Consider the following 24,572-nt stretch of genomic DNA (forward strand, 5'->3'; position numbering starts at 1 on the left):
AAAAATATGACTTTTCGAACGCTGTTTCTGCGCATTGTTTTCGTGTAAACTTAAGGTTGACGCGCAAAATGCGCGCGAAACACTGAAAAAACGAGATTCCTCCGCACGTGCTGGACACAACCGACAAACGCCTGTTATCTGCCCTGCAAAAGGATGCGCATCTGACTGCGCATCAACTGGGTGAGATGCTGAACCTCTCGCCCAGTCAAGCGGGCAGACGCCGACAACGGCTTGAGGCCGAAGGCTATATTACAGGCTATGCCGCCCGGCTTGATCCGCTTAAGCTTGACTTGCAGGTGCAAGGATTTGTTCAGGTTCATCTGGGTACACATGGCCCCGAACAATCCCAAAGCTTTGCCCGCATGGTCGACACCCGCCCCGAGATAACCAGCGCCTGGACGATGACAGGAGAGGCAGATTACCTGCTGCATGTCTATTGTGATGATCTTTCCGCGCTCAACAGCTTGCTCCATCATGTCATCCTGCCGCATCCTGCTGTTGCCCGTGTGCAAAGCCAGATAGTGATGGACCAACTGAAACGCGACGCCCCCCTGCCCACCTGAACGGGATCACGAGGAGACTAATGGACGATTTTCTATATCAGGCTTCGATCTATCTGGCTGCGGCTGTGATCGCGGTGCCCCTGTCCGCAAGGCTGGGGCTAGGGTCGGTTCTGGGTTATTTGGCCGCCGGGATCATCATTGGGCCTGTACTGGGATTGGTCGGGGCCGAAACGGAAAACCTTCAACATGTCGCCGAGTTTGGCGTTGTGATGATGCTGTTCCTGATCGGACTGGAACTGGAACCTCGCGCCCTGTGGGATATGCGCGACAAGCTGCTGGGTCTTGGGGGATTGCAGGTTCTGCTCTCAACAGCTGCGATTGCCGCCGTTGCCATCTATGCAAATCACCCCTGGTCCGTCGCGCTGGCAGTGGGTTTGACCTTGTCCTTGTCGTCTACAGCGATCGTCCTTCAGACCTTGTCGGAAAAGGGGTTGATGCAGACGAACGGTGGTCGAGCCACATTTTCGGTGCTGCTGACGCAAGACATCGCAGTCATTCCGATCCTGGCATTGTTGCCGCTGCTGGCCCTTCCAGCGTTACCTCATATCGAAGCAGATGGTTCGATTGACCGCGGTGTTGCCGACCTACACGGAGCAGGCCACCATAGCCTGTCTCTGGTCGAAGGGCTGCCAGGTTGGGCCGTCACTCTCGTCACGATAGGGGCTGTGGCCTTCGTCATTCTGGCGGGTGTCTACCTCACGCGCCCCCTGTTTCGCTTTATCCACGCCACCCGTCTGCGCGAGATGTACACCGCGCTAGCGTTGATGATCGTGGTTGGTATTTCCTTTCTGATGACGCTGGTCGGGCTGTCACCTGCCTTGGGCGCTTTCCTGGCGGGCGTCGTTCTGGCCAGTTCCGAGTTTCGTCACCAAATGGAAAGCGACCTTGAGCCTTTCAAAGGCCTTTTCCTGGGCCTGTTCTTCATCACGGTCGGAGCAGGCATTAACGTTGGCTACTTCTTCGACGATCCGTTTGACCTGATCGGCCTGGCACTGCTTGTGATCCTGGCAAAAGGGGTCATTCTTTACCTTGTCGGCAAGGCATTCCGCCTGAGCGGGCGGGATCACTGGCTGTTCACACTCGGACTGGCGCAGGCCGGTGAATTTGGATTTGTGCTGCTGGCCTTTTCGACACAACAGAATGTCATACCGCCCGACCTGTCGCAGAAGCTGCTTATGATAATTGCGCTGACGATGCTGATTACCCCGCTTCTGTTCATCATCTATGACCTGCTATCCCGAAAAATGGGCGACACCTCAAAGGAGCCCGAACCGGATGAGATTGATGAAAAAGGCCCGGTTATCATCGCGGGCATCGGCCGCTTTGGTCAGATCGTGAATCGTCTGGTACGCGCCAGCGGTTTCAAGACCGTTGTGCTGGACCACGATATCGAAACCGTTCAGTTGATGCGCCGGTTTGGCGTAAAAGGCTTCTTGGGCGACCCTACGCGGCCCGAGTTGCTACGTGCCGCAGGGTTGGAAAAAGCATCCGTTCTGGTGGCAGCGATGGATGACCACAAGCAAGTCACACGACTTGTTGGTTATGCTCGACGGCAGCGCCCCGACCTGCACATCATCGCACGGGCCCGTGATCGGACCCACGTCTACGAGCTGTATCAAGCCGGAGCCAACGACATCGTGCGTGAAATGTTCGACAGTTCGCTGCGCGCGGGGCGCTACGTGCTGGAGAATATCGGGCTGAGTGAATATGAGGCTTCGCAAGCAGAGCAGACCTTTTATCACCACGACCGGGCTTCTATGCGCGATCTGGCCGAACTGTGGGTTCCCGGAATGCCGACTGCTGAGAACAAGAAATACATCGAACGTTCGCAGAAGCTGGAAAAGGAACTGGAAACCGCGTTGCTCGAATTGGCTGAAGAGCACGCCAAGAAATCTGCCTGACCCAGATCCGCGCCCGGGTCAGGCGACACCTTAACCGTCAGATACGCCTGCCTCGGCAAAGGTTGCCATGCCGGAATGGCAAGCCACTGCGCTTTTGAGAATGTTTATCGCCAGTGCCCCACCGGACCCTTCGCCCAAGCGCAGGCCAAGGCTCAGCAACGGGTCTTTGCCTAGCTTGGACAATACTTCACCATGCGCCGCTTCTGCGCTTTGGTGCCCGGCAACCGCATGGTCCAGCGCACCAGCCGACAATTTCCACAGGCAAGCGGCAGCGGCAGAGCAGATGAATCCGTCCAGAATGACTGGAATGCGCAATACGCGCGCGGCGGCAATCGCTCCGGCCATCGCGGCAATCTCGCGCCCTCCGAGGCAGCGCAGGATATCCAGGCCGTCCTCTGACGCATGTTTCGCAACACCCTCAGCCACAACACGCGTTTTGTTGGCAAGGCCTGCATCATCGACACCGGTGCCACGACCTGTCCAGTCCTCTGCGTCTCCGCCAAACAGCGCGCAGGCGATGGCGGCCGCCGGAGTTGTGTTGCCAATACCCATTTCGCCCACAACCAGCAGATCGGCCTGCGGATCAACGGCCTGCCAACCCGTGCGCAAGGCGCTCAGCAGTTCTTCTTCACTCATGGCCGGAGCTTGAGTGAAATCCGCAGTGGGTGTGTCCAGGTCCAGCGCATGCACGTCCATCGTCGCACCCGCTGCCTTTGCCAGCTGATTTATCGCTGCACCGCCATGTTCGAAATTCATCACCATCTGCACGGTGACTTCGGGCGGAAAGGCCGATACGCCCTGTGCAGTGACGCCGTGGTTTCCGGCAAAGACGATGACTTGTGGTGCGCTAATCTGCGGACGGGCATCGCCACGCCATCCCCCATACCAGATCGCAAGATCTTCCAACCGCCCAAGTGCGCCCGGGGGCTTGGTCAGTTGTCCGTTTCGGTCAGCCGCAGCTTGCACCGCAGTGGCATCCGGCCCCGGTGCCGCCGTAAGAGCAGCGCGGAACGCGTTCAAATCATTCAGTTCAGGCAGCATGAAAGCCTCATTGCATCAGAGTGGTCCTGTGTGTTTAACCGAAGCACTGAATCCAACAAGACCCCGAAAGGCACGGGCGTGCAAAAAAACGACACGAAACCTTTTTCTCTGTGGGATATTCCGCTGGCGTTGGTGCTGCTCACCCGACTGCCCCTGCCGCGTTTGCCGGATCCCGTGTTTTCGAGGCAGGCACAGGCAACCTGGGCCTTTCCGCTTGTGGGTTTGGTCGTTGCGGGACTCGCCTGCCTTGTGGGGTGGAGCGCGCTTGCGTTGGGGCTGCCGGTAATGGCGTCCGCCGGTCTGCTGCTGGCCACGCTGATCGCCACAACCGGTGCCATGCACGAGGATGGCCTGGCCGACACGTTCGACGGCCTCTGGGGCGGGTTCACCCGAGACCGCCGCTTGGAAATCATGAAAGACAGCCATATCGGGACCTACGGCGTGCTTGCCCTGATCATGTCTCAACTGGTTCGTATCTCGGCTATCGCGGCTTTGCTGACCGCTGATGCGGTGGGTGCAATAATAGCCGCATGTATTGTCTCGCGAGCGTTGATGCCTTTGGTGATGGCTGGACTACCGCATGCCCGAAAGTCGGGCCTGAGCCATTCTGTCGGCAAACCTCAGAAAACATCCGTTGTCGCTGCACTGGGTCTGGCGGCGGCGCTTGCCTTCCTGCTCATAGGCGCGGGTGCAATCGCTGCCATGGGCTTTGCAATAGCCAGCGCAGCAATCTTGGCCTTCATCGCCAAAACAAAGATCGGTGGCCAGACGGGTGACATTCTGGGAGCCACACAATTGGTGTCCGAGATCACCTTTCTGCTAACCTGCGTTGCGCTGATTTAAGACGCACCCCCGGTTTCGATCCGCAACGTAGCGCCGCAATGTTTGCAATGCACCGCGTCCGGATCATGCCGAAACAAACCGCAGCTTGGGCATTTATGGCGTACTTTCTGGGGCATGAAAATTGCCTGTGCCAGCCGGACAAAAAGCGCCACACCCACCACCATGATAAAGACCGAAAACAGCTTGCCGCCCGGTGTGGGCAAGGTGATATCGCCAAATCCAGTGGTCGTCAGAGTTGCCATGGTGAAATAGAGCGCATCAATATAGGGCGTCTGCGAGTCTGCAGGAATGAAGAACACCAGAACGGCGGTCGAGGTCGCAAAGACGAAGACCAGCAGGTTGATTGCGGCAATAACGGCGTCTTCGTGGGTTCGAAAAAAATGGCTGTCGCGCCGTAGATCCCTCAGCAGGTGATAGGAATGGATCAACCGCAAGGCACGCAAGATCCGTAGAAACGCAAGGTTGCCAGTCAGGAACGGATCAAGCACCAGAGACACAATAACAACGATATCCGCCAGCGTGTAAATCTGGCGCAACAATTTCCGACGATCCTTGGCGATCCAAAGCCGTGCCGAGAAATCCAGCAAAATCAGAAAGCCGATCAGCATGCTTGCGGCCGTGACGCCCGGCCCATTTGGAAAATGGGCCGTGGCGACAAAAAACACGATCGACACGATGTCAAACACGATCAAGCCATAGCGAAACCAGACCGAAATCGGATCATGTCCGATATACAGGTATTTCACCGTCTGCTTCATATCCGCCCTGTATCGTGCTGCATATAAAGTGAAATTAACGGCAGTTGCGCAAATCGCCAAGCCACGAAAAAGGCCGCCCCAAATGGAGCGGCCTCAAGCAGTTTTTGGTGCGATCAGGCAGCGCGCGAGGTCAGTACTTCGTCAACCTGCTTCGCGGCCGAAACTTCGCCAGCCCCGGACACGGCTGCAACCTCGCGAGTCAGACGTTCCAGAGCAGCTTCATAAAGCTGACGCTCGGAATAGCTCTGCTCGCGCTGGTCATCGGTGCGATGCAAGTCGCGGACAACCTCGGCAATCGAGATCAGATCACCCGAGTTGATTTTCTGTTCATATTCCTGGGCGCGACGGGACCACATGGCGCGTTTGACCTTGGCCTTGCCCTTCAGCGTCTTCATCGCCTGGCTGATCACATCCGGCGAGCTCAGCGACCGCAGACCGGATTCGGTGGCCTTGTTGGTCGGCACGCGCAGAGTCATCTTGTCTTTCTCAAATGAGATGACAAACAGCTCGAGCGTGAACCCAGCGACATCCTGTTCTTCGATCGAGATGATCTGGCCTACGCCATGTGCGGGGTAGACAACATAGTCGTTCGGGCGGAATTCGAGCTTTTTCGACTTTGTCATTCAGTTTTATCCTTGCTTGCGGACCGGGACGCAGACAACAAAAGCACCACATGCGGGGACTGTCTCAGCCCCGTCAGGCGGCGTTTCTGTCATAAATTCAAAACTCCAAAGCGAGCGTACTTTCGGAGCGCATCCCAATCTCGGTCATCATACAGGCTGAGAGTATATCACAAAAATACGACGCCCGAAAGTTTACCCTACGGGAATTTTTCGAATTATACGCGCATTCAAACAGTTACTTGGCGAACTTCGCGCCAAAAGAAGCAGCGCTGTGGCGAATCGCTTAACCGCCTTCGCCGGGTGCTTCTGAGAAATACTTCTCCATCTTGCCATCTTCACCGTCACGTTCTTCCGCGCCGGGCAGCGGATCTTTCTTGGTGACGATGACCGGCCACTGTTCCGAGAACTTGCGGTTGAACTCGACCCATTGCTCCATCCCCGGCTCGGTATCCGGACGGATTGCGTCGGCCGGGCATTCCGGTTCGCACACGCCGCAATCGATGCATTCGTCGGGGTGAATGACCAATGTGTTCTCACCTTCATAGAAACAGTCCACCGGACATACTTCGACACAGTCGGTGTATTTGCAGGCGATACAGTTTTCGGTGACAACATAGGTCATGATCGGATTCCCGTTTGCGGTTTGAGCGACTAGCTAATTCAGTCTGGCCTACTCTTCAAGATAGGATCAGCGATCTTCTGTGCGAGAAAGATCAAGAGCGCGTCGATCTTTCTTGGTTGGGCGACCCTTTCCTTCAAACCCGGGATTCTTTGGAGGCACGTCCTGCTTTTCGGTCATATCGAGGTACAACGTTTGCGCCTCGGGGGCCGGACCACGACGTTCACCCAGTTTTTCCACGCGTACAACGCGCACGATACGGCCCTGAGGAAAGGTCAGAACGTCGCCGGGTGACACGGTCTGTGCCGGTTTTATCACCCGGTTTCCGTTCAATCGGACATAGCCACCGCTGACCTGTTTAGCGGCCAGGCTGCGGGTCTTGAAGAACCGCGCCTGCCACAACCATTTGTCGATCCGCAGCTTGGCATCAGCCATATTGCGTCAGTTGCCGTCCTTCAAACCCATCAGCGCAGCGGCGAACGGGTTGTCGGGATCGATGGCCTTTTCCTTTTTCGGAGGCCGTGACGAGAAAGTCTTGGCACCCTGAGGTTTGCCGCCCTTCTTGCCGTGAGGCTTGCCGCGACCATCCTGAGGCTTACCACGCGGTTTGCCTTTACCTTGCCCTTGCTCACGACGCGGGCCACGGTTGGGTTGCCGCTGACGACCCCAGGTGAAGGTAAAGAAAACCTCAACCTCTGGCTCATCCGATGCGGCGTCAGACGCTGGTGCCTCGGCTGCCGCCTCGGGGCTTGTCGTAGTCTCGGCCGGCGCCTCTGCGGGTGCCACAACCTCTTCCGAAGTAGCCTCTGCGGCTTGGGTTTCATCTGCGGCGGCCTGATCAGGTGCTTCAGTCGCGGGCATTTCCACAGGGGCCTGTTTGACCTTTTCACGCTCGCCACGCTCGGCTTTGTACCCCAAGCCTTGCATCAGGTCTGCAAACTGTTCCAACGTCATACCGGTGATCGAAAGCATATCCGGCTTGGCTTCGAACCCGCCCCGGCTGTCTTCGGCGCGCAGCATGTCGGCCAGACGTTCCAGCATGTCGATCCGGATCGAACGCTCGCCCGCATCGCGGTAGCCGCACATGGTGTCGTATCCCTGCGGCGCATCCTTGGCGATGGGCACAGTGACCAGACCCGGAGGCGGAGCTTCGGGGAACTCCTGCAAACCGCTGGACAACGCCCACAGCACCAGACGCAGGCGCGTCGGTGCGGGTTTCAGCAGCAGCGGCATGAAGATCGTGAACTGGCCAAACCGGATGCCGTGCTTGCGCAGCGCACCGCGGGAGTCCTGATCCAGATCCTTGACCTCTTGCGCGACCTGCGCGCGGGGCAGTACGCCCAGCGCTTCGACCATGCGGAACGCAAAGCCCTTGGCCAGACCAGTCAGTTCTTCATCGCGTGACAGGTTCAGCAGCGGCTCGAACAGCGCGGCGACCTTGCGGTCGATGAAATGCTGCAACCGGCGCTGCACTTTCTGTTCGACATCCGGCCCTGCGGTTTCGTCCACAAAAACTTCGACCATCGGCTTGAGAGACTCTGCCCCGGCAACCAGTTTGCCGACGGCGTATTCGCCCCACATCAGGCCACCCTGATCAGTGAAATCAATTTCGGTATCGGGCGCATTGTAGAAGCGATCGGCGCGCAGATGGAATTGCGGCGCGAGTGCTTGCAAGGACGCCGATTTCAGAGCTTTCGCCTCGGTTCCCTGCGCGCTTTTGTCCGGCGTGAACCGGAACCCTTCCAGACGACCGACGAATTCGCCTTCGACGGTCACTTCACCCTTGTCATTTACTTCGGCCAAAAGGGCCTCCTTCTGTTTGAGCCGGCGCAGCAAAACAGATGTACGCCGGTCCACAAATCTTTGAGTCAGACGCTCATGTAACGCGTCTGACAATCTGTCTTCTACAGTGCGCGTTTCGTCACGCCAATGCGATTCGTCACGGACCCAGCCGTTTCGTTGCGCAACATATGTCCAAGTGCGAATATATGCCAACCTTTTGGACAATGCGTCAATATCGCCATGGGTTTGATCGATCCGGCGAATCTGTCTTGCCATGAAGTCATCAGGAACGCCCCCCCTTTCATGCAAGTGGCCAAAGATCACCTCGAGCAAGCTGGCGTGTTCTGCATGGCTGATGCCGCGAAAATCGGGAATCCGGCACACATCCCACAGCAAACGGATGGATTGCGGGTCGCTGGCACGAGCAACGACCTCGGTCACTTGCGACAAGGATTTCAGCGCATTCAGGTCGTCCGCAGGGCGCGCTTTGGTCAGGTGCTCGTCATTTGGGCTGACCTCAAGCGAGGCGATCAGCGCGTCGATTGAGCCGAACCGCAAGGCGGCATTCCGCCAGTTCAGCTTTTTCATCGGCGTGAACCGGCTGTCCATGATGGCCTGCGCCACGCCTTCGTCCAGTGGCGGAGCCTCGCCCGTCACGCCAAAGGTGCCATCGGACATCCCGCGACCGGCCCGGCCTGCAATCTGCGCCAGTTCGTTCGGGGCCAGCGGTCGCATCCGGCGGCCATCAAATTTGGTCAGGGATGAAAACGCCACATGGTTCACATCAAGGTTCAACCCCATCCCGATTGCGTCGGTCGCAACAAGATAATCGACCTCGCCATTCTGGTAGAGATCGACTTGTGCGTTGCGCGTGCGCGGGCTGAGTGCGCCCATAACCACGGCTGCACCACCTTTCTGGCGGCGCAGCAATTCGGCGATGGCATACACATTTTCGACCGAGAACCCGACGATGGCACTGCGTGCGGGCATCCGGCTGATCTTTTTGGACCCCGAATAGACAAGCTGCGACATTCGTTCGCGCCGCACAAACTGCGCTTCGGGCACCAGGGCGGCAATCGGACCGCGCATGGTGTCAGAGCCAAGGAATAGTGTTTCATTTGTCCCCCGCGCACGCAACAGGCGGTCGGTGAAGACATGGCCGCGTTCGGGATCGGTGCAGAGTTGGACTTCGTCGATCGCAACGAAATCTGCCCCCATGCCATCGGGCATCGCCTCGACTGTGCAGACCCAATATTGGGTGCGCGGCGGCACGATGCGCTCTTCACCCGTGACCAGCGCCACAACAGACGGCCCGCGAATGGCGACGATCTTGTCATAGACCTCGCGCGCTAGCAGCCGCAGCGGCAAACCGATCACGCCGGTGCGGTATCCCAGCATCCGTTCGATCGCATAGTGGGTTTTGCCTGTGTTTGTCGGGCCCAAAACGGCCACTACTCGGGATGACCCGCTCACCATTGCCCCCTGCCCCGGACCTTACAGCGCTGCGCCTTCGATCTGAGGCTTCAGTCGATTCACCGCATTGGTTACTTCTTCGTGATGGGGATGTATAGCCAAGGCCCGCGAATACGCGTCATAGGCTTTCTGAGGTTCTCCGATAATCTCAAAGATCAGACCCAGCCCGTATATCGCCTGATAGTTGTTGGGGTTGAGGGTCAATGCGTGCTCCAGATCAGCCGCCGCCATTCCGAACCGTTCCATCCCGAAAAATGCCGAGGCGCGTACATGCCAGCCTTCTGCAAATTCGGGTGCGTGATCCGTCAACGCAGTCAGATGGTCCAACGCGGCATCGATATCTCCGCCATCAAGGGCTTCGCGACCGCGTTCCAATAGCAGATCCGCCGAGGCCGAGCCGGACTGCGCCCACAACGCTTGCAGTTGCCGGTCCAGCGCCATTGCCTGTTCGGGCGAGGACTCGGCCAGTTGCTCCAGCAGCGCGCCCTCATCCCGCAAATCCGCCTGTTGCGCGAGGCAACTGGTGGAAAACGTGACTAGGACAACAAGTGCCGCAACGGTACCTTTGAGATTGTGGATTGCAATGATCATAACAATAGTCAGTGTAGCGTTGCGACCGGGGATGTCCATTCACGGCGCACTAACAAAATGAGGAAAAGCATGAGCGAGATTCTTGAAAAGGCGGCAGCCGCGCTGAATGAAAAACTGGAAGGCGGCGCGTTCGATGCCTCGGCCAAGTTTGCTATCGCCGATCTGGGCGCAATTGTTTTGGACGCAGACGGCGCGCGGGTCAGCGATGATGATGCTGATGTCACCATGAGCGCAGACGCCGACACGTTCGAGCAAATCCTCAGCGGTGAACTGAACCCCACCGGAGCGTTCATGTCCGGCAAGCTGAGCATTGATGGCGACATGGGCGTTGCCATGAAACTTGCATCGGTGCTGGCCTGATGGAATTGACGCCGGCCCCTTTTTTTGAAGACGTGGCCGGCGGTCCCGCCGGTGGGAGCGCCCACTGGCTAATGACTTCGGACCAGATACGAATCCGGGTCGGCCATTGGCTGCCCGAAGGCGATGCGCGTGGCACCGTTCTGATGTTCCCCGGTCGAACCGAGTATATCGAAAAATACGGAAGCACCGCAGCCGAGTTCATCCAACGCGGCTTTGCTATGCTTGCCGTTGATTGGCGCGGTCAGGGCCTGGCAGATCGCCTGCTGGACAATCCCCGTATCGGCCATGTCGATCAGTTCACGGACTATCAGCACGACGTTCAGGCCACGCTTGATTATGCCCATTCGCTGAACCTGCCAAAGCCCTGGTACGTGATCGGACATTCGATGGGCGGTGCCATTGGTTTGCGGGCCGTAATGGCACAGAAGGTCTTTGCAGCCTGTGCCTTCACCGGGCCGATGTGGGGCATTTTCTTCACTCCGGTCATGAAACCTCTCAGCCGTGTGACGGCCTATTGGGGCACAGCGCTTGGCCTTGGCGAAAAGACACCACCGACCACAACGCTGGAAAGCTATGTCCTGTCGCAGCCGTTCGAAGGCAACATGCTGACCCGCGATCCGGCGATGTTTCAGATGATGCAGGATCAGCTAAAGGCCCATCCCGAACTGGCGCTTGGGGCGCCCTCAAACCTTTGGTTGCGAGAATCGCTGAACGAATGTGCCTGGCTGATGGAACAACCCGCACCTGACACGTCCGGCCTGACCTTTCTTGGCAGCCACGAACAGATCGTAGACCGCAAGGCCATTCGCGCACGTATGGAAAACTGGCCAAACGGCACATTGGTCGAAATCCCGGATGGCGAGCACGAAGTGTTGATGGAGGCACCGGATGTGCGTGGGCCGGTTCTGGATCAGATGGCCGAACATTTTCTGTCTAATCAAACCCGTTCTTCCGAGGGCTGAAAACCTGGACCCTTTCTTCCACCCGGAAGACTGGCCGCTTGTGATCCGTGCGCGCCAGCCCTAGATGATTGCAAAAGCTATCTACAAAAGGTGATCCATGCGCGACCTTCCCTTTCCCGTCCGTGACGCAAACGCAATGGGCGGTGCCGACAATCTGGGCAATCTTCCGGAATGGGATCTGAGCGATCTCTACACCTCGGAAGAAGCGCCCGAACTTGAGCGCGATCTGGGCTGGCTGGAAGGCGAATGCGCCGCCTTTGCCGCGGATTACGAAGGCAAACTGGCCGATCTGGACGCAAGTGGCCTGCTGGCCTGTGTGTTGCGCAACGAAAAGATCAATTCCATTGCCGGACGCATCATGTCTTTCGCCGGCCTGCGCTATTACCAACTGACCACGGATGCCGAGCGCGCCAAATTCCTGTCCGACATGCAGGAAAAAATCACGATCTTCACCACACCGTTGGTCTTTTTCACACTGGAAATAAACCGGATCGAGGATAGCGCTCTGAAAGCGCGTTTCGACGCCAATGCCGATCTGGCACGGTATGAGCCCGTTTTCCGCCGCATCCGTGCGATGAAGCCCTACCAACTGTCTGATGAGCTGGAAAAGTTCCTACACGATCTGGGTGTTGTCGGCGACGCATGGGAACGTCTGTTTGATGAAACTATTGCCGGACTGATATTTGTGGTTGACGGCGAAGAGCTGAACATCGAAGGCACCCTAAACTTGTTGACCGAGCAAGATCGCTCCAAGCGCGAAGCGGCTGCGCGCGAGCTTGCATCGGTGTTTCAGGACAACATCAAAACCTTTGCCCGCGTTCACAACACGCAATCCAAGGAAAAGGAAATCGTCGACCGCTGGCGCAATATGCCCAGCGCTCAGACCGGGCGTCACCTGTCCAACGATGTCGAACCCGAAGTGGTCGAAGCCCTGCGCGAGGCGGTCGTGGCCGCGTATCCCAAGCTCAGCCACCGGTATTATGAACTGAAACGCAAATGGCTTGGTCTGGACGTGATGCAGGTCTGGGACCGCAATGCACCGCTGCCGATGGAAGACACGCGCGTCGTCAATTGGAACGAAGCCGAAAAGACCGTTATGGACGCCTATGACGCCTTCGATCCCCGCATGGGTGAGATCGCAGCCCCGTTCTTTTCGAAGGGATGGATAGACGCTGCGGTGAAACCCGGTAAAGCACCCGGAGCTTTTGCTCATCCGACCGTTACCGATGTCCACCCCTACGTGATGCTCAACTATCTGGGCAAACAGCGCGACGTGATGACCCTGGCGCATGAGCTGGGACATGGTGTGCATCAGGTGCTGGCAGCCGATCAGGGTGAGATGCTGTCCTCAACCCCGCTGACGCTGGCTGAAACCGCCTCGGTCTTTGGCGAAATGCTGACCTTCCGTAAAATGCTGGATCAGGCCGAAACCCCGGAACAGCGCAAAGTGCTGCTGGCCGGCAAGGTCGAGGACATGATCAACACCGTGGTTCGCCAGATCGCCTTCTACGACTTTGAATGCAAGCTGCACGCCGCGCGCCGTGAGGGCGAGTTGACCCCCGACGATATCAACGCCTTGTGGATGAGCGTTCAGGCCGAAAGCCTGGGCCCGGCATTTGAATTCATGGATGGGTACGAGACCTTCTGGGCCTACATCCCGCACTTCGTGCATTCTCCCTTCTATGTCTATGCCTACGCCTTCGGCGACGGCTTGGTGAACGCACTCTATTCGGTTTACGAAAGCGGCGCGGAAGGATTCGAGGACAAGTATTTCGAGATGCTGCGCGCTGGTGGGTCGAAGCATCACAAGGAACTGCTGGCGCCGTTTGGTTTGGACGCGAGCGATCCAAAGTTCTGGGACAAGGGCCTGTCGATGATCTCAGGCTTTATCGATGAGTTGGAGGCGATGGAGGCCTAGTTACGTCTGGCCTTTTGTCGTCAAGAACACGGCAGCCACGATCAAAACCGCACCAAGGGCCGCAATCGGAGTGATTGTGGCCCCCAAAAACAGCGCCGAGTTGATAAATGTGAACACAACCGAAGCTGCAAACATCAAAGTTGCGGTCAAGGTAGAGACCCGCGCGGCGGCCTCGTACCACAGGTAATAGGCCAAAGCGGTAGGCAGAACGCCCAGCAAGATCAGAAAGACCAGGTCATTTGCCGTAGGAACCTGCAGCGTAAATGCCGCCAGCGGCAGCAGCAGCACACCTGAGCAAAGGAAAATTCCGAACAGGAAGTTCAGGCGTTCCCCCGTCGTTTCCGAATTGCGCATCGCACGGCTGCTGGAAATCAGGAACACCGCCCAACTGAGACCTGCGCCGATTTCCATTAAGTCGCCGAACAAAGGCTCGCCGCCACCCTGGAAGTCTCGGTACACCGTTAGAAATACGCCCAAAATTGCCAATGCGGTGGCAAAAAAATCAGTACGCGTAACTGGCGTGTCTGCAAAGAAATAGAGGAACACCAGAACAAAGAAAGGTGCGGTGTTTTCAAGCACCATCGCATTGGCTGCACCTGTATGTTCCAACCCGATATGAAAAAGGATGTAGTTGACCACTGTGGACAGGACGGCCAGTCGAAAGTTCCAATCACTTAACCGGAGCGATACTGAAACCCGCATCACCCGAAGCATGACGAAGATGGCAAGCGCAGCGATGAACAACCGCGTGACGGCAATCTGCAATCCACCAAGATCATTGGTCAAATAGCGAACGATGACACTGTGCGTGCCCCACAGAAACGCCGCGAGAAACCCAAGAACCAAACCGTTTTGCAAAAGGTTGGTCTTGGTCATGCTGCTGCCTCGTTTACTTCAACTGGCTATCTTTTGACCCGCGCCGATTGATGCCACCGCGGGCTTTGTGGGCCCCATCCCGGTCCTGCTGGCAATCCAGGCACAGCTTGACGCCCGGCAAAGCCAAACGTCGTTTCTCGGGGATTGGCTCTTCACATTCCGCACAATGGGTCAAGCTTTCGCCAACAGGACGCTTTTGCGCCCGCATCCGCGCCAGTTCGTCCGAAATCGACGCTTCGATCTGTTCGCTCACCGCGCCGTCGCGCGCCCAACCTCCGGCCATGGTCGCCTCCTGCTAGAATACCAAGCAAGATAGCCGAGGCAGCGTCATGAGAGCAAGTTACAGCGGCACCGCTCCCTCGAACACACGGTCGATCACCTCTTGCGTGCCGCGCGAAAACTCCAGCGGACAGGGGTATTCCGCCCCATCCCGAATCGACCGGCAGAAGGCTTCGACCTGAAGCTTGTAATGATCTGCTGCGGGGAACCGGGTGATCTGAACCTCAAGCCCCGACCGGTGCAGCTCGACCCGCGCTTCACCGAACACACGGGCATTGAAAGGCGTTGCCAGACGGATCAGGCCGCCCTCACCATGGAACACCATTTCCTGATGAGGGTGCGCCCGAATGGACACGTAGGCAGAATAGGTGAACCCGGGGAACTGGGCCCGAATTTCGGTAAAGACATCGATATCATCTTGCCAACGGATCGCGGATTGTACCGACACTGGCTCTGCCCTGGTGGCAAAGCGTGCGCCGCCGATCACATAGACGCCGATATCCCGCAGACCGCCACCACCGGTTTCAGCGCGGTTGCGGATGTTCCCGGTATCCGCCCGATTGTCAAAACTGAACGCGCCGGTCACGTGCACCAAATTCCCGATGGCCCCGTCCGCGATCAGATCGCGTGCCATCTGCCATTGGGGGTGATGCACGATCATATAAGCCTCGGCTGCAAGCAAGCCGGTCTGGTCACGCTTGGCAATCAACGCGCCAAACTCATCCGCGCGCAGGGTCATCGGTTTTTCGCACAGCACGTGCTTGCCAGCATCCAGGGCCTTCAGGCTCCATTCGACGTGCAAATGGTTGGGCAGAGGGATGTAGATCGCGTCTATCCCGGGGTCTGCCAACAGTGCGTCGTATCTGTTGTGCACCTTGAGATCAGGGCAAAACGACAGAAATGGATTCGCCTTCGCTGTATCGGACGTCGCCAGAGCAGCCAACTGCGCGCCGTTGGCGGAATGAATCGCCGGCGCCATATATTCCCGCGCAAATTTTGCGGCTCCTAAAACACCAAACTGAACAGGTTTTGGCATCGCGCCCTCCATCCGTTTCTAAGTGACTTCAGTGCCGCCTTTTGTAGCCAAGAGTCAAATCACGGTGCGATTAAGCCGTGCACCGATCAACGCTAAATATCTTTTTCAACGAGGGGAAAAACGAAACCAGCCCGCAAACGCGTGCGGGCTGGTTTTTTGGTCAGCTGACGCTCAGCATCCCTTTTTCGCGGGCCAGATCCCGCATTTTTTTCTGCAACTTCTCAAACGCACGCACCTCGATCTGGCGAATACGTTCGCGGCTGACATTGTATTGCGTGCTGAGCTCTTCCAGCGTCACAGGCTGATCCATCAAGCGACGCTGAGTCAGGATGTCCTTTTCCCGATCGTTCAGAACATCCAGAGCGGCAGTCAGCAACTCGCGGCGCGCTTCCAATTCGTCGCGCGCCTCATAATCGCCTGCCTGATCCGCATCTTCATCTTCCAGCCAGTCCTGCCACTGCATCGTGCCTTCGCCTTCGGACCCAACCGTGGCGTTCAGCGATGCATCCCCACCGGACATCCGGCGGTTCATGCTGATCACTTCGTCTTCGGTAACGCCCAGATCCTCGGCGATCCGTTTGACATTTTCCGGGCGCATGTCGCCTTCTTCCAAAGCGCCGATACGGGCCTTGGCCTTGCGCAGGTTGAAGAACAGTTTCTTCTGTGCCGAAGTCGTGCCTAGCTTGACCATCGACCACGACCTCAGGACATACTCCTGAATCGAGGCGCGGATCCACCACATGGCATAGGTCGCCAGACGGAAGCCTTTCTCGGGGTCGAATTTTTTGACCGCCTGCATCAGGCCCACATTGGCCTCGGAAATCACTTCGGCCTGCGGCAGACCATAGCCGCGATAGCCCATGGCGATTTTGGCAGCCAGCCGCAGGTGAGATGTCACCATCTTATGCGCAGCTTCGGTGTCCTGCTCTTCGACCCAGCGCTTGGCCAGCATATATTCTTCTTCCGGCTCCAGCAGAGGAAACTTGCGGATTTCCTGCATATAGCGATTCAGGCCGCCCTCAGGCGTCGGTGCGGGGAGATTTGCGTAGTTTGCCATTATGATGTCCCTCCGACAAATGTTTAAGTCTTTAACATAGGATATGGGTAAGGAACCCATCCCATTCAAGAGGTGCTGCTATCAGTCTGAAATTAAACTTCTGTTAAGGAAAGATAAGAAGCTCTTACTCACGAGACTTTGCTTATTATGACAGCGGTATGCGAAGCCCTGCAATCAGGTTTTGCATGTCATCCGGCAATTCGGCCTCGAACCGCAGGGTTTCACCGCTGACAGGGTGTTCAAAACCCAAAACGGCGGCATGAAGCGCCTGACGGGAGAATTCACGCACAGTGTCGGCGGCCGCAGCAGAAAACGCCTTGGCAGAAAGTTTGCGCTTGCCGCCATAAACCGGATCTCCGACCAGCCCGTGCCCTGCATGGGCCAAATGCACACGGATCTGATGGGTTCGACCGGTTTCCAGCCAGCATTCGATCAGAGCCAACCCCGCAGGCGTTCCGAAGGATTCGACAACACGCGCGCGGGTCACCGCGTGGCGGCCACCGTGGAACAGAACCGCCTGTCTCTGACGGTCGGTTTTGTGCCGCGCTAGCTGCGTTGTCACGCGCATGATGTTGCCGGGCTCGAAATTGATCCCGTTGACACCGCGCAATCGGGGGTCGTTTGCGTCCGGCACACCGTAGCACACTGCGCGATAATACCGTTCTACGCTGTGGGCTGCAAATTGCTCGGCCAGACCGTGATGCGCTGCGTCTGACTTTGCCACCACCAAAAGGCCACTGGTTTCCTTGTCGATCCGGTGCACGATGCCCGGACGTTTGACCCCTCCGACACCTGACAGATCGTCACCGCAATGGTGCAGCAACGCGTTCACCAGCGTTCCGATGGGCGAGCCCGGCGCAGGGTGTACGACCATACCTGCAGGCTTGTTCACGACGATCAAGTCCGCATCTTCGAAGATGACTTCAAGTGGGATGTCTTCGGGGCCGATATGGCTGTCTTCGGCCTCGGCCACGACGATGGTAATCTGCGCCCCTTCCGCAACTTTTGCCTTGGGGTCTCGTGTCTCACTTCCGTCGATCTGTACCGCGCCCTCTTGGATCAGGCGGGCCAACCGGGTGCGCGACAGGTTTTCACCGTCTGGCACATCCCGGGAAAGCGCCTTATCAAGGCGAGGCGGCGGATCAGCCGCGATCTGAAACTCAATCTGGCGGGTGCCCATGACTGTCCCTTCCGAACCCCAAGAACCGCTGGAAACACCACAGCTGCGATTGCTGCGGCGGATGGTCATGCTGCTGACCGCGGTGATGATTGGCGGGGTTCTAGTGACATTCGCCCTGATTGTCATCCGCCTATCGGACCGCACCCCCACCCTTCCGGATCAGATCGATTTGCCGGGCGGCGCAAAGGCGCAGGCGTTGACCATCGGCTCCAACTGGTATGCAGTTGTCACCGATGACAACCGTGTTCTGATCTTTGACAAAACGACCGGAAAGCTACGTCAGGAGATCGTGGTTGAGTGACCCCCATGCAGCAACTCATCCACATACCTGATCTGACACACCGCTTAGCTGTTGCTGGGGAATAAGGCTGTTCCGGTCCATGCCGCGCCCAATTGCTGATCCAGCGCATCTGAACGTATTTTCTGCTTTCCCGCGAGCGGAGACAGAGCAACCTCTCGCAAGCAGATCCTTTCCTCAATCAGGCTGAAATCTACTCTGGCAAGTTCGACATCTTTTGCCATGGCTTCCGCGATCCGGATCATATCATCGAACTGCGCGGGCCGTGGCTCTGTGTCAGAACTGGTTGGGAACAACAGCTCATCCGCCAAGTATGTGTAGTTGCGGTCGTGCAGCATCTGAATGCGTCCGCGCCCCCGGTCACGATCAACTTGCACCAAGTGTACGCGTCCGGCGATCACCCAGAACCGCCATTCGCTGACTGATTGATCACCGGCTGACAGATCTTCTTCAAGACAATAGATGGGCTGACTGGTGACGCGCCACCAGTCGCCAGTCCAAAACCCTTCCGGCGTTTTGGTCTTGTGCCACGCGGCCAAGTGATTGTTTGTCTCATCACGCTCAGCATCTTCCAGAGGAAGCGACACCCCAATCCTGTGCGCCGCGCTGGCTGAGCCTTTCAAGCAATACTCTCCAGGCTCGCCTTTAAGCGCGTCCGGCAACGTCGGAGACTGTGCATGCCACACTCGCTTAGGCACCGTCAGAATATCCGACACCTTTTCCAACTCTACGTCATTATCCGCGACAAACGCATGAGGAACAGCACCGAACAGCTTCATGATCAACAGCTTTTCCGAAAACCTATTTGGGTCACAGAGGTCGGGTAGATGGCGGTGGCTTTCGGCATAATTGAACATAGACAACGCAAGCGCGTTCAGCCGCGCCGCGTCGCTGCCGTAGAAATCCCAGCCACGCGAACAGCCCGGAGGCGGCGGATCGTTTACACCATAGAGATTGTCAGTCGTGATCTTATCGAGTTCAGCCTGCGCCGCTTTCAGATAGTCTTCCCTGTCAGACAGCAAGGCCGTGGACATTGCACCGCCCGTGGCCTTTCGGATGTCTTCGGTTGTTGCGCGCAGCGCGGGTAAATTGGCCGGGAACTCGATCGGTTTGGGCCCCTTTCTGCCGTGGCGCGGCAAAGGTGCATCGCTGGCGCGGATGCCTAAGTTCCGCAGGCGTCTGTCGAGGAATGAATGCCGTTTGATACCATTTGCGATCCACCACCGCATCCGGCGGCCCCACAAATGCACGGCAAGAGTGTCATCCTTGATATAGTTGCCTCTGAATTCGCGAACGTGAATGTCGTTGGCTTGCCCTGCCTGACGGAACGGCAGCGGATAAAACACGGGGATTGGGCTGGCATGTTTCAGCTCGTCATGTTGGCGCAGATACCAGGTCATGACGCCTGGACCGTAAACGCTGTGCTCCTGATCTGACGCGTGCGGCAACTCACCTGCGCGTTTCATGCGCTCCAACTCTTCCCGTTCTTCTCCTTCGACCCAAGGGCGGATCGGGTAAGGATCTTCGCTGTACTCCACATAAGCGTTCAGCGCCGGACTGTCGGGCGGCAGCCGCATCACGGCGTTGCAAATCGTGTCTCGGTTGAAATAGCCAAAGATATGATCCGCTTTTGGAATCGGGGCCAGCGCCACAACATCCGTATCGCACCACAGGAAATCCGTCTTCTTCATCAACTGCAATCTGAAGATGTCGGATTGCGGTACAGGTGTATTGAACTGATTGTTCACAATGAACTGTTTCGGCTCATGCACTTCATTGGCCGATACTAGTTCAACACCTGAAGGCACGTTTTCGACCTGCCCATAGTGAAACAAAACAAGCCTGTGCCCCTGTTCGACAAAGGACAACATGCACATCTGCTCCAGAAAACTCAGGCGGCCTTCCATCCAGAGCATACCAATCGTCGGAAGAGAATGATCCGCAGCCATTAACGTATGTCTCCGAAGGGCGTTTGACTAGGATTCTGGTTGCTGTTCGCCGGTCGTGTGGATCGTCTCTGTTGAAAGCCGTTCCCGCACGATGCGATCTTTTCCGACAAATTCCACGGCGGGCGTGGCCAGTAATTTCTGGTACAGCTCATGATAATCCGGTTGTTTCAGAAGTTCGTTGATCAGCGCCTTGTGCCAACGGAACGATTTTCTGTGCAACCGCTTGAGCCGATCATCTGAACGAAACTCCTCCAGCACCGCATCGACTTCGTCCTTGTAGCGCAGGATTGTTTCATCCGTCGCACCGCCACGGTTCCAGCGATCCCAGTAATCCGTTCCCAGCGTCTGGGACGAATGGTTTGCCCTGCCCCGGCTTCGCTTGGCCAGATAAGCCTGGGTAGAGCGAACGGCGTAATGGTTTATTTGTGCGACTTCGAGACCAAAGGGCGGTGAGACATGGTTGCCGAAGGGCGCAGGTTCTTTCGCGTGCCCCCCGGGCACGGACCGAAACATCGCCGCCTGAAATTCAGGTTTAGGATGAGGGTTGTGCAAGCCGAAACGCAAATACAGCTCACCCTGCCGGAACAAGGACTTTACGAAACGACGCCCTGCCCCACCGTGTTCATAGTCCAACTCAGCATCAAAGAATTGCTGCGTGACAGGTTTATCCCGCAGCACGTGCCTGCCGCTGTTCGAAAAAATCTTCCAAGGGATTGAGACGACGTCAACGCCCGGCGTTGCTTCGATCAGATCATCAACTTTGTGATTGCCAACGTGGATGTTCAGAAACTCATCCGCATCGCCAACGTAAATCCATTTGGCTTCTTTCACGACCGGCAAACGACGCGCCTGTCTGAGGGCGGATCGGTGAATCCCGCCTGTTCCAACGCGATTTTTATGAAACTCGACATGGCCCATGTCCTGCAAACGGCGAAGTATCTGGTTTGTGCCGTCTGAACAGTCATTAGTGTAGACAATTATCCTGTCGAACCCCAACACCTTGTGATGGGCGACCCATTCCAAGATATAGGGCCCCTCGTTCTTCATCGCAGTGATGAGGATTTTTTCCGGCTTGTCCATCGCTGCCCCTCAATCCCGCGGATTAATTGTCCTGACCTTTGTCGTTGTCCTGCGGGACAATCTTTTCTATCGCGATCTGAGCGCCGGCGATCGCCCGGATGCGCAGCTCTCGGGGGTGCTTGCCTAGAAACTCGTTGACCGCGCGGATCACGCCATCGCCCCACCAGCCACGGCGATGGTAATCGTCAAATGCCATGATCCCGCCGGGCTTGATCTTGGGAAACAGTGCCGCCAGATCGGCGGTCACGCCCTCATAAGAATGGTCGCCATCGACATAGGCAAACGAGATGCTTTCGTCTTCAAACAGCGCGAGCGCGGGAACCGAGAAATCGCGGATGATACCGACCTTGCCCTCTTCGATCTCTTTTTCGAAAGATTTGACCACCTTCTGAAAGATGGCCTCCATCTTTTCATCTTCGGTCCGCCCGACGAAAGCCGTCGTATGGGACTCTTCTCCAATATGCTTCCATGGGTCGATGAGAAACAGCTGACTGGGTTCAATAAGCTTCAGAATGGTCGGAGAGAACGCCCCCTGCCAGACACCGATCTCAACCGCGACGCCACCCTTGGGTAGGCGCGAAAGGAACGTGCGGCGGATCGCTTCTTTACTGTTCTTCCGCTTGGTCGCCTTGTCAGCCTTTGGTTTTTGCTGGCTGCCGGGTGCAACACCGATAACCTTGGGTTCGTTTGACATCTCGACCTCACTTACAGACGGGCATTCGGTTCGCTCAAAACCCGTTTTGTTTATTAAGCCATGGCTATCATGTCATCGTATCAAGAACCAGAAGCTATGTGTCCTTTTTGGGAAGTGGCGGCAACTTGTCGATACCAAGCCACGGTGGCTGCAAGCCGGTTATCCTGTATCTTGCTGCATTGCGCCCCAGAAAACTGTTTATGGCCGCATTCATTCCTGAATAGGACCCGCCTCCATGACGGCGATAGGACGTGAATGCGATACTGCCGCCCGGCGCAAGAACCCGGTCGATGCGACGCAAAAGCTGGCTCATCACCTGCTCTGTGCGCACCCCGCGAATTATGACAACACCGACACTTTCATCTTCAAAAAGCTTAAGCATCAAAGGTGGCAGTGCGCGGTAGACTTTGAGGCGCCCGGCCAGGATCGGCTCGCGGAAATACTCCAGCAACGCATAAAACGTGCGATCAAGCGCCTGTAGATCCGGATCCTGCGAAGCATCCGCGCAAGTGAAGCTGTCCCAAGACAGCCCCCATGGCGCTATGAGCGTCAATTGCGCGACGGCATCCAAGGCAAGTACTTCCTCAACGATTTCCGTTTCGACATGCCCGATCAGCGCCCAATTTTTCTTGCCACTGATGGATTGCAAAAAGCTTTGACGCTGGTCTTTCGTTCTTTCAATCTCAGGAGAAGCAGAGGGCAAGAAAGCCGGATCTTTCGGATCAAACGGCACCGAAACCTGCTTGGCATCGGTAATCTGCGCGTGTTGCGTCGCAGCCTCTTCATGGTCGAACGTCGTACCAAGGGAATCGAGGCGAACGAACCAAGGGAAATTGTTCGGCTTGGAGTTCTCGGCCTTGGACATTTTGCCCAGGCGCGTCCACTTTGCAACCTGAGCAAATGTGATTTCAGGGTCTTTGTAGAGTTCGGTGTTGAAGGACAAATCACCATCTTCCATCACACCAAGTTCCAGCGCCTTGACATAGCGCCCGCTGTGAAACCGTCTGAATTTCGCGACAAATTCCTTCGCCACATCGGTCTCGAGAAGGCTTGCGATACGGTCTTTGTGATACGCAACCGCCTGCTCGTGCACCTGCCTCAGAACTGAATCTGACTGCAGCTTTTCGTAAACCCGGCGCAGGCGTGCAACTTTCGACAGGATCGAGGTATCTTCGATGTCGTTATAGCAATGCAGTCGCCAGTACGCCTGACCGGTTGCTTCCATCTTGGGATGAAAACTCGAGGTATTCACATCCCCTCGCAACCGTTTCATCAGATAGCTTTCCACTGACCGCACTGCATAGTGGTTCATTCGAAAAAGTCTGCGCCCAAACCCGGCCCCCGTCGAGGAATAGGCCCACCCCCGTCGACGCATCGCAGGAGGCAACGGATCACCATCGCCATCGATCCAAGTAAAACGGTCTGCTTTTTTAGGTATTGGTCCACGCGGTCGATGCGTACTGATTGTCCGATACGATCCGTTGTTTCGGAACAAAGACTTGAACGCCCGCAAGTTGTGTGGGCTGACAGCTCCAAGCTCACCCGCACGGGTAAACTGCTCAACAATGAACCGGTCTTCGAATTCAACAACCCCGTTATGCCCAAATAGCTGCCAAATTGCAGTAAACCCATCTGCATATGGCAATGCACGAAACAGATCGTCCAAAGTCCCTTCTCCGATGCGGATGTCGAAAAACTCGTCAACGTCGCACACCAATATCCACTCGGCCTCTTTGCACCATGGATGTTTCATCGCGTTCGCGTAAGCCGAAGCCTGAGGCCCGAATTTCCAAGGCCCCGGATTGTCGATATGTGCAAGAAACCCCAGTTCCTGACATCGACTCAGGATCGCGTCGGTGCCGTCCGAGCAATCATTTGAATTGACGATGAAGTGGGTGAAGCCGATCGACTGGTAATAGGCAATCCACTCGAGGATGAAAGGGCCTTCATCTTTCATAGTGGAAATGACAAGTCTCATTCATTCACCTTGCAACCATGGCACACTCTATCTGCATCACAGAGGCGTAGCGCGCATTCCCTTACAGCCGTGTTACGGGCCTCCGAATGGCATTGCAAGTAGACAGGCCCGGGCAACAAAGCCGGGCATTGCGGCCGTTTGCAAGCGTACCCTCTGCTCACCATCACCGGTTTGCAAACAAAACGATTGTCATTTGAAGGAAGACCTAGGTTGGTTCGGTCGAAAAACGCATTTACTGAGGCAATGCGTCGGTTGGTGAGACAGGGTCATTTACTTCCAACAGCTTAACAGCCTTTCCGTTGGTTGGTACTTCAAGCCGACTTCTGTCGTGCTCCTCAGTCGCCTCAGACACCGCGAGTTCGTAGGTCAGCGCAAACGCCTGCCGTCGGTAAATCATCCCTTGGTTCGGGTTCTGGGCTGGAAAGATGCTAACAAGCTGGTCAAGGCGTTTTCCGGGATGATGACGCAGCCGTCCAATTGCCGTTTCATCGTGCGCGTCGCCTGTAACCGTCGACCCCGAGAAATGGCAACTGAGTGCTATTCGCCGAAGGAACTCGCCCATTGTGTCGACCTATCCGTCGATTGGGTGCGCAAAATCCTCTCCGGTAAGTAGCAAGTTTTGTTGCAACTTTTTGGGTGAGCTTTGCACTACATTACTGTTTCTATCTTCTCATGGGTAGTTCGACGGTGTTTGAGAAAGCTAGGGTCAGC

The 24,572-nt window shown here is 56.6% G+C and carries 24 protein-coding genes; 7 read left to right on the forward strand and 17 right to left on the reverse strand.

What is annotated here, in order from left to right; translation table 11 throughout:
* Nucleotides 1–107 precede the first annotated feature (107 nt).
* Nucleotides 108–563: an Lrp/AsnC family transcriptional regulator gene (locus ALB80_RS08645; RefSeq protein ID WP_050603634.1), complete on the forward strand. Its 456-nt coding sequence runs from the start codon at nt 108–110 to the stop codon at nt 561–563.
* 20 nt (nt 564–583) lie between these two features.
* Nucleotides 584–2,464, forward strand: coding sequence for a monovalent cation:proton antiporter-2 (CPA2) family protein (locus ALB80_RS08650; protein ID WP_050603635.1), 1,881 nt, complete (start codon nt 584–586; stop codon nt 2,462–2,464).
* Nucleotides 2,465–2,494: 30 nt separating this feature from the next.
* Here the strand turns inward: ALB80_RS08650 and cobT are convergent, their stop codons facing one another.
* Nucleotides 2,495–3,505 carry a nicotinate-nucleotide--dimethylbenzimidazole phosphoribosyltransferase gene (cobT, locus tag ALB80_RS08655; protein ID WP_050603636.1) on the reverse strand — a complete coding sequence of 337 codons (1,011 nt, stop codon included), beginning with the start codon at nt 3,503–3,505 and terminating at the stop codon, nt 2,495–2,497.
* A 78-nt stretch (nt 3,506–3,583) separates the two neighbouring features.
* On the opposite strand from cobT, the gene cobS reads away from it, so the two are divergent.
* The gene (gene cobS, locus ALB80_RS08660) at nt 3,584–4,348 is read left to right on the forward strand and encodes an adenosylcobinamide-GDP ribazoletransferase (protein ID WP_050603685.1); all 765 of its coding nucleotides are present in this window, start codon (nt 3,584–3,586) and stop codon (nt 4,346–4,348) included.
* On the opposite strand, the gene ALB80_RS08665 is transcribed toward cobS, so the two are convergent.
* The 6 genes from ALB80_RS08665 to ALB80_RS08690 all read right to left on the reverse strand — a co-directional run bounded on the left by ALB80_RS08665 (nt 4,345) and on the right by ALB80_RS08690 (nt 10,233).
* A complete protein-coding gene (locus ALB80_RS08665; protein WP_050603637.1) occupies nt 4,345–5,106 on the reverse strand; it encodes an ion channel in 762 nt (253 codons plus the stop codon). The two genes, cobS and ALB80_RS08665, sit on opposite strands and share 4 nt — an antisense overlap.
* A gap of 113 nt (nt 5,107–5,219) precedes the next feature.
* Nucleotides 5,220–5,729, reverse strand: coding sequence for a CarD family transcriptional regulator (locus ALB80_RS08670; RefSeq protein ID WP_050603638.1), 510 nt, complete (start codon nt 5,727–5,729; stop codon nt 5,220–5,222).
* A gap of 283 nt (nt 5,730–6,012) precedes the next feature.
* Entirely contained in the window at nt 6,013–6,351 is a 339-nt protein-coding gene (fdxA, locus tag ALB80_RS08675; RefSeq protein WP_050603639.1) for a ferredoxin FdxA, read from the reverse strand.
* Nucleotides 6,352–6,417: 66 nt separating this feature from the next.
* Nucleotides 6,418–6,783 carry an RNA-binding S4 domain-containing protein gene (locus ALB80_RS08680; protein ID WP_050603640.1) on the reverse strand — a complete coding sequence of 122 codons (366 nt, stop codon included), beginning with the start codon at nt 6,781–6,783 and terminating at the stop codon, nt 6,418–6,420.
* Between the two features lie 6 nt (nt 6,784–6,789).
* Nucleotides 6,790–9,606: a helicase-related protein gene (locus ALB80_RS08685; RefSeq protein WP_050603641.1), complete on the reverse strand. Its 2,817-nt coding sequence runs from the start codon at nt 9,604–9,606 to the stop codon at nt 6,790–6,792.
* Between the two features lie 18 nt (nt 9,607–9,624).
* Nucleotides 9,625–10,233, reverse strand: a complete 609-nt coding sequence (locus ALB80_RS08690; RefSeq protein ID WP_050603642.1) for a tetratricopeptide repeat protein — start codon at nt 10,231–10,233, stop codon at nt 9,625–9,627.
* Between the two features lie 30 nt (nt 10,234–10,263).
* Here ALB80_RS08690 and ALB80_RS08695 point away from each other — a divergent pair, with 30 nt between their 5' ends.
* The 3 genes from ALB80_RS08695 (at nt 10,264) to ALB80_RS08705 (ending at nt 13,434) form a co-directional block, all read left to right on the forward strand.
* Complete coding sequence (locus ALB80_RS08695; protein ID WP_050603643.1) at nt 10,264–10,554, forward strand: SCP2 sterol-binding domain-containing protein; 291 nt, start codon at nt 10,264–10,266, stop codon at nt 10,552–10,554.
* A complete protein-coding gene (locus ALB80_RS08700) occupies nt 10,554–11,516 on the forward strand; it encodes an alpha/beta hydrolase (RefSeq protein ID WP_083445234.1) in 963 nt (320 codons plus the stop codon). Before ALB80_RS08695 ends, ALB80_RS08700 begins: the two co-directional genes overlap by 1 nt.
* Before the next feature lie 97 nt (nt 11,517–11,613).
* Entirely contained in the window at nt 11,614–13,434 is a 1,821-nt protein-coding gene (locus tag ALB80_RS08705; protein WP_050603645.1) for a M3 family oligoendopeptidase, read from the forward strand.
* Here the strand turns inward: ALB80_RS08705 and ALB80_RS08710 are convergent, their stop codons facing one another.
* The 5 genes from ALB80_RS08710 to ALB80_RS08730 all read right to left on the reverse strand — a co-directional run bounded on the left by ALB80_RS08710 (nt 13,435) and on the right by ALB80_RS08730 (nt 17,862).
* On the reverse strand, nt 13,435–14,310 hold the full coding sequence (locus ALB80_RS08710; RefSeq protein ID WP_050603646.1) for a DMT family transporter: 876 nt from the start codon (nt 14,308–14,310) through the stop codon (nt 13,435–13,437).
* A gap of 13 nt (nt 14,311–14,323) precedes the next feature.
* On the reverse strand, nt 14,324–14,593 hold the full coding sequence (locus ALB80_RS08715) for a DksA/TraR family C4-type zinc finger protein (RefSeq protein WP_050603647.1): 270 nt from the start codon (nt 14,591–14,593) through the stop codon (nt 14,324–14,326).
* Between the two features lie 57 nt (nt 14,594–14,650).
* On the reverse strand, nt 14,651–15,625 hold the full coding sequence (locus tag ALB80_RS08720) for a Gfo/Idh/MocA family protein (RefSeq protein WP_050603686.1): 975 nt from the start codon (nt 15,623–15,625) through the stop codon (nt 14,651–14,653).
* 160 nt (nt 15,626–15,785) lie between these two features.
* On the reverse strand, nt 15,786–16,682 hold the full coding sequence (gene rpoH, locus ALB80_RS08725) for an RNA polymerase sigma factor RpoH (RefSeq protein WP_050603648.1): 897 nt from the start codon (nt 16,680–16,682) through the stop codon (nt 15,786–15,788).
* A 145-nt stretch (nt 16,683–16,827) separates the two neighbouring features.
* Nucleotides 16,828–17,862, reverse strand: coding sequence for an RluA family pseudouridine synthase (locus ALB80_RS08730; protein ID WP_050603649.1), 1,035 nt, complete (start codon nt 17,860–17,862; stop codon nt 16,828–16,830).
* Between ALB80_RS08730 and ALB80_RS08735 the strand changes: the two genes are divergently transcribed.
* Nucleotides 17,861–18,163, forward strand: coding sequence for a DUF6476 family protein (locus ALB80_RS08735; RefSeq protein ID WP_050603650.1), 303 nt, complete (start codon nt 17,861–17,863; stop codon nt 18,161–18,163). The genes ALB80_RS08730 and ALB80_RS08735 overlap by 2 nt on opposite strands.
* Nucleotides 18,164–18,207: 44 nt before the next feature.
* On the opposite strand, the gene ALB80_RS08740 is transcribed toward ALB80_RS08735, so the two are convergent.
* The 5 genes from ALB80_RS08740 to ALB80_RS08760 form a co-directional block, all read right to left on the reverse strand.
* On the reverse strand, nt 18,208–20,109 hold the full coding sequence (locus ALB80_RS08740; protein ID WP_050603651.1) for an ATP-grasp fold amidoligase family protein: 1,902 nt from the start codon (nt 20,107–20,109) through the stop codon (nt 18,208–18,210).
* Nucleotides 20,110–20,136: 27 nt separating this feature from the next.
* Nucleotides 20,137–21,189, reverse strand: a complete 1,053-nt coding sequence (locus ALB80_RS08745; protein WP_253276838.1) for a glycosyltransferase family 2 protein — start codon at nt 21,187–21,189, stop codon at nt 20,137–20,139.
* Nucleotides 21,190–21,211: 22 nt separating this feature from the next.
* Entirely contained in the window at nt 21,212–21,883 is a 672-nt protein-coding gene (locus ALB80_RS08750; protein WP_050603652.1) for a class I SAM-dependent methyltransferase, read from the reverse strand.
* 94 nt (nt 21,884–21,977) lie between these two features.
* The gene (locus ALB80_RS08755) at nt 21,978–23,861 is read right to left on the reverse strand and encodes a glycosyltransferase family 2 protein (RefSeq protein WP_083445235.1); all 1,884 of its coding nucleotides are present in this window, start codon (nt 23,859–23,861) and stop codon (nt 21,978–21,980) included.
* A 232-nt stretch (nt 23,862–24,093) separates the two neighbouring features.
* Nucleotides 24,094–24,423 carry a hypothetical protein gene (locus ALB80_RS08760; RefSeq protein WP_050603654.1) on the reverse strand — a complete coding sequence of 110 codons (330 nt, stop codon included), beginning with the start codon at nt 24,421–24,423 and terminating at the stop codon, nt 24,094–24,096.
* Nucleotides 24,424–24,572: the final 149 nt, after the last annotated feature.

This window comes from Ruegeria sp. 6PALISEP08 (assembly GCF_001238295.1).
In the GTDB taxonomy this organism is placed as follows: domain Bacteria; phylum Pseudomonadota; class Alphaproteobacteria; order Rhodobacterales; family Rhodobacteraceae; genus Ruegeria.

Bases quoted from the DNA above. Each gene is read 5' to 3' on its own strand.
- ALB80_RS08690 (WP_050603642.1), bottom strand. From the start codon at position 10,233: ATGGACATCCCCGGTCGCAACGCTACACTGACTATTGTTATGATCATT.
- ALB80_RS08760 (WP_050603654.1), bottom strand. From the start codon at position 24,423: ATGGGCGAGTTCCTTCGGCGAATAGCACTCAGTTGCCATTTCTCGGGG.
- ALB80_RS08680 (WP_050603640.1), bottom strand. From the start codon at position 6,783: ATGGCTGATGCCAAGCTGCGGATCGACAAATGGTTGTGGCAGGCGCGG.
- fdxA (WP_050603639.1), bottom strand. From the start codon at position 6,351: ATGACCTATGTTGTCACCGAAAACTGTATCGCCTGCAAATACACCGAC.
- rpoH (WP_050603648.1), bottom strand. From the start codon at position 16,682: ATGGCAAACTACGCAAATCTCCCCGCACCGACGCCTGAGGGCGGCCTG.
- ALB80_RS08735 (WP_050603650.1), top strand. From the start codon at position 17,861: ATGACTGTCCCTTCCGAACCCCAAGAACCGCTGGAAACACCACAGCTG.
- ALB80_RS08670 (WP_050603638.1), bottom strand. From the start codon at position 5,729: ATGACAAAGTCGAAAAAGCTCGAATTCCGCCCGAACGACTATGTTGTC.
- ALB80_RS08695 (WP_050603643.1), top strand. From the start codon at position 10,264: ATGAGCGAGATTCTTGAAAAGGCGGCAGCCGCGCTGAATGAAAAACTG.
- ALB80_RS08755 (WP_083445235.1), bottom strand. From the start codon at position 23,861: ATGAGACTTGTCATTTCCACTATGAAAGATGAAGGCCCTTTCATCCTC.
- ALB80_RS08740 (WP_050603651.1), bottom strand. From the start codon at position 20,109: ATGGCTGCGGATCATTCTCTTCCGACGATTGGTATGCTCTGGATGGAA.
- ALB80_RS08730 (WP_050603649.1), bottom strand. From the start codon at position 17,862: ATGGGCACCCGCCAGATTGAGTTTCAGATCGCGGCTGATCCGCCGCCT.
- ALB80_RS08700 (WP_083445234.1), top strand. From the start codon at position 10,554: ATGGAATTGACGCCGGCCCCTTTTTTTGAAGACGTGGCCGGCGGTCCC.
- ALB80_RS08720 (WP_050603686.1), bottom strand. From the start codon at position 15,625: ATGCCAAAACCTGTTCAGTTTGGTGTTTTAGGAGCCGCAAAATTTGCG.
- cobT (WP_050603636.1), bottom strand. From the start codon at position 3,505: ATGCTGCCTGAACTGAATGATTTGAACGCGTTCCGCGCTGCTCTTACG.
- ALB80_RS08705 (WP_050603645.1), top strand. From the start codon at position 11,614: ATGCGCGACCTTCCCTTTCCCGTCCGTGACGCAAACGCAATGGGCGGT.
- ALB80_RS08650 (WP_050603635.1), top strand. From the start codon at position 584: ATGGACGATTTTCTATATCAGGCTTCGATCTATCTGGCTGCGGCTGTG.
- ALB80_RS08665 (WP_050603637.1), bottom strand. From the start codon at position 5,106: ATGAAGCAGACGGTGAAATACCTGTATATCGGACATGATCCGATTTCG.
- ALB80_RS08750 (WP_050603652.1), bottom strand. From the start codon at position 21,883: ATGTCAAACGAACCCAAGGTTATCGGTGTTGCACCCGGCAGCCAGCAA.
- ALB80_RS08745 (WP_253276838.1), bottom strand. From the start codon at position 21,189: ATGGACAAGCCGGAAAAAATCCTCATCACTGCGATGAAGAACGAGGGG.
- ALB80_RS08685 (WP_050603641.1), bottom strand. From the start codon at position 9,606: ATGGTGAGCGGGTCATCCCGAGTAGTGGCCGTTTTGGGCCCGACAAAC.
- ALB80_RS08715 (WP_050603647.1), bottom strand. From the start codon at position 14,593: ATGGCCGGAGGTTGGGCGCGCGACGGCGCGGTGAGCGAACAGATCGAA.
- ALB80_RS08710 (WP_050603646.1), bottom strand. From the start codon at position 14,310: ATGACCAAGACCAACCTTTTGCAAAACGGTTTGGTTCTTGGGTTTCTC.